This is a genomic window from Peribacillus sp. P4_C12 (assembly GCF_056402095.1).
Genome location: NZ_JBFUIB010000425.1, coordinates 1 through 3,243, shown reverse-complemented (window position 1 = coordinate 3,243; position 3,243 = coordinate 1). Strand labels below are relative to the sequence as shown.

The 3,243-nt window shown below is 37.9% G+C and carries 4 protein-coding genes and 1 riboswitch; all 4 genes read left to right on the top strand.

Going from position 1 to position 3,243, the window contains the following annotated elements; translation table 11 throughout:
* The first annotated feature begins 121 nt into the window (after window positions 1-121).
* A riboswitch (SAM riboswitch) is annotated at window positions 122-230 on the top strand.
* Window positions 231-408: 178 nt separating this feature from the next.
* Window positions 409-552, top strand: coding sequence for a YezD family protein (locus AC1DUW_RS24230; protein ID WP_082527691.1), 144 nt, complete (start codon window positions 409-411; stop codon window positions 550-552).
* 214 nt (window positions 553-766) lie between these two features.
* Complete coding sequence (locus AC1DUW_RS24225) at window positions 767-1,444, top strand: phosphoadenylyl-sulfate reductase (RefSeq protein WP_053348094.1); 678 nt, start codon at window positions 767-769, stop codon at window positions 1,442-1,444.
* 28 nt (window positions 1,445-1,472) lie between these two features.
* Window positions 1,473-2,621, top strand: coding sequence for a sulfate adenylyltransferase (sat, locus tag AC1DUW_RS24220; RefSeq protein ID WP_053346356.1), 1,149 nt, complete (start codon window positions 1,473-1,475; stop codon window positions 2,619-2,621).
* A gap of 41 nt (window positions 2,622-2,662) precedes the next feature.
* Window positions 2,663-3,243, top strand: a 581-nt coding sequence (cysC, locus tag AC1DUW_RS24215) for an adenylyl-sulfate kinase (RefSeq protein WP_477643662.1), incomplete at its 3' end; no start/stop codon positions are given.

Genomic DNA, 3,243 nt, shown 5'->3' with positions numbered 1-3,243 from the left:
CTATCCGTTCAAGGAACAGTGTGTATAATAATAACAGTTCACCCATTTTATTAATCCAAGTTATTTTATAAGAAAACTCCATTGACAAGGAATAAATATATGTTAATATTTAAAATAATAAAACTTATCCAGAGCGACGGAGGGAATTGGCCCTTTGAAGTCCAGCAACCTGCATGATGGATGCAAGGTGCTACATCCAACAAAATGTTGATCATTTTGGAAGATAAGGTAAAAAATATTACCTTGAAAATCTTTCCATCATGGAAGGATTTTTATTTCTGTAAAATTCGTTTGCAAACCATAGCATTGTAAGATGTTTTGGAATATATAAATTTAAGAAAATGCATTTTATAAACGGGTCAGCTATACGATAAGCTAGTCTCGGATTTTCTTAAAGGAGGAACTGGCTTGGAAAAAGAGAATCAGCTGGAGGAAATATTTGAACGCCTACAAGAAATGCTTAAGTCGATGAAATATGGATCCATAACACTTATCGTCCAGGATGGTAAAATTATTCAAATGGAAAGAAATGAAAAGCTGAGAATTAAATAAGGTATCTGCTGACTAGAAAACTAGAGGTGGATTTAACTGATATAAAAGAGAGTATTAGTTAAATTCGTCTCTTTTTTCTAGGGTCTTTTAAGCGTTAGAAAACATCAGCGAGTATTAATCGCAAGTTACTCTATTCTGTGAAACATTTAGCAAGTTTTTAGAGGGGGCTTTAAGAGTGTCTGCATTAGTAAACTATGAAAATTTCGACACAGAGATTTTGCCTGCATTTCCTGAGGACAGTGAGTCAAAAGGTGCTTTAGAAGTTCTTGAGTGGGCAAATTCCCAATATGGTAACAAACTCATTTATGCATGTAGTTTCGGCATTGAAGGAATAGTACTTACGGATTTATTGGCAAAAGTCAATCCTTCAGCCAAAATTGTTTTTCTGGATACGGATGTTCATTTTGAAGAGACTTACAAATTAATTGAACAAGTTAAAAAGCGCTATCCGCAGCTTTCAATTGAAATGAAAAAGCCGGCATTGACGCTTGAGGAACAAGCATCTGAATATGGAGATGAGTTATGGCTCCGTGATTCAAATAAATGTTGCAGCATACGTAAGATCGCTCCGCTTACTGAGGTACTTTCAACGGCAACTGCTTGGCTCTCGGGACTACGCAGGGAGCAATCTGAAACAAGAGCATTAACGGAATATATTAATCAAGATAATAAGTTTAAATCAATTAAAATATGCCCGCTTATTCATTGGACATGGAAAGATGTATGGCGCTATGCCCATAAAAATGGGCTTCCATATAATGTTCTTCACGATAATGGATATCCTAGTATTGGCTGTAAAACATGTACGGCACCTGCTATCAATGCCGATGATTTACGCTCAGGACGTTGGCAGGGCGCGCAAAAAACAGAATGCGGATTACATTTATCTTAATAAATAGAAAATTTAGGGGGAAATTAGCATGACAGTTAGCTTACCGCACGGAGGAACGTTGATCAATCGTTGGGAACCAGACTATGATATTACTAAAATAAACAACTCAATCGAAATTGATGAGATTGCTTTAAGTGACCTGGAATTAATAGGTACTGGGGCCTATAGTCCTATTAAAGGATTCTTTACAAAAGATGACTATCAAGCAGTGGTTAAGGATATGAGGCTTAGCAGCGGCCATGTTTGGAGCATCCCGATTACTTTGCCGATTACTGATGAAGTAGCAAAAGCTCTTACTCTAGGAGAAGAAGTAAAGTTGAATCATGAAGGAGAAACATACGGAGTTCTCATTGTTTCTGATATCTTCAGACCTGATAAACAATTGGAAGCCACATTAGTTTATCAAACGGATGATGAGAAACATCCTGGTGTGAAAAATTTGTATAACCGTGGTGAAGTATATGTCGGCGGGGATATTAAATTAGTTAAACGAATCGAACGTCCACTATTCCAAGATCATTATTTGGATCCTGTTGACACAAGAAAAACTTTTGCTGAAAAAGGCTGGAAAACAGTTGTTGGATTCCAAACAAGAAATCCTGTTCACCGTGCACATGAATACATTCAAAAAACTGCATTGGAGATTGTAGACGGTTTATTTTTAAATCCGCTAGTAGGTGCTACTAAATCAGATGACATACCAGCTGATGTACGGATGGAGAGTTATAAAGTACTACTAGAGAAATATTATCCTAAGGATCGTGTCTCCCTAGCAGTTTTCCCTGCTGCCATGCGTTATGCAGGGCCAAGAGAAGCCATTTTCCATGCCATGGTTCGTAAAAATTACGGATGCACCCACTTTATTGTTGGCCGTGACCATGCCGGTGTAGGCGATTATTACGGCACTTATGATGCACAAAAAATCTTTGGTAATTTCAAACCTGACGAGTTAGGAATCACGCTATTATTCTTTGAACATAGCTTTTATTGTAAAACATGTGGAAATATGGCTTCTGCTAAAACATGTCCGCATGGTAAAGAAGATCATGTTATCTTATCCGGAACGAAGGTTAGGGAAATGTTGCGTAATGGTGAAATTCCACCAGCTACCTTCAGTCGTAAAGAAGTCATCGAGGTGTTGATCGAAGGCCTGAAAAAGAATGAAGTATTTAACTAAACTAGTTTCAAATATATGTAAGTAGTAAGAGGGGGATAATAATGAGTAATAGCACGAATGTAACTTGGCATAAAGCGTCTTTGACTAAGGAACTCCGTCGTAAGCAAAACGGACATGAGAGTACAGTTCTATGGTTCACAGGACTCTCAGGCTCCGGAAAATCAACGATTGCAAATGCAGTCGCTAAAGAGCTGTATAACCGAAATATTCGAAGTTATGTCTTGGATGGAGATAATATTCGTCATGGCTTAAATAAAGATTTGGGTTTTTCTGAAGAGGATCGGACTGAGAATATTAGGCGGATCGGTGAAGTTTCCAAGCTTTTTGTGGATAGCGGGCAGTTCGTATTAACGGCATTTATTTCCCCTTTTCGAGCAGACCGTCAAATTGTACGCGATTTGCTTGAAGAAGGCGAGTTTATTGAAGTCTACATAAAATGTCCGATTGAAGAATGTGAAGTGCGTGATCCAAAAGGTCTTTACGATAAGGCACGTAAGGGAATCATTAAAAACTTTACTGGGATTGACTCTCCATATGAAGAACCTGAACAGCCGGAAATCGTTTTAGAATCCAACCAATATAGTGTTGAAGAGTGCGTCGAACAGGTAATCAACTATTTGAC

Bases quoted from the DNA above. Each gene is read 5' to 3' on its own strand.
- sat (WP_053346356.1), top strand. From the start codon at position 1,473: ATGACAGTTAGCTTACCGCACGGAGGAACGTTGATCAATCGTTGGGAA.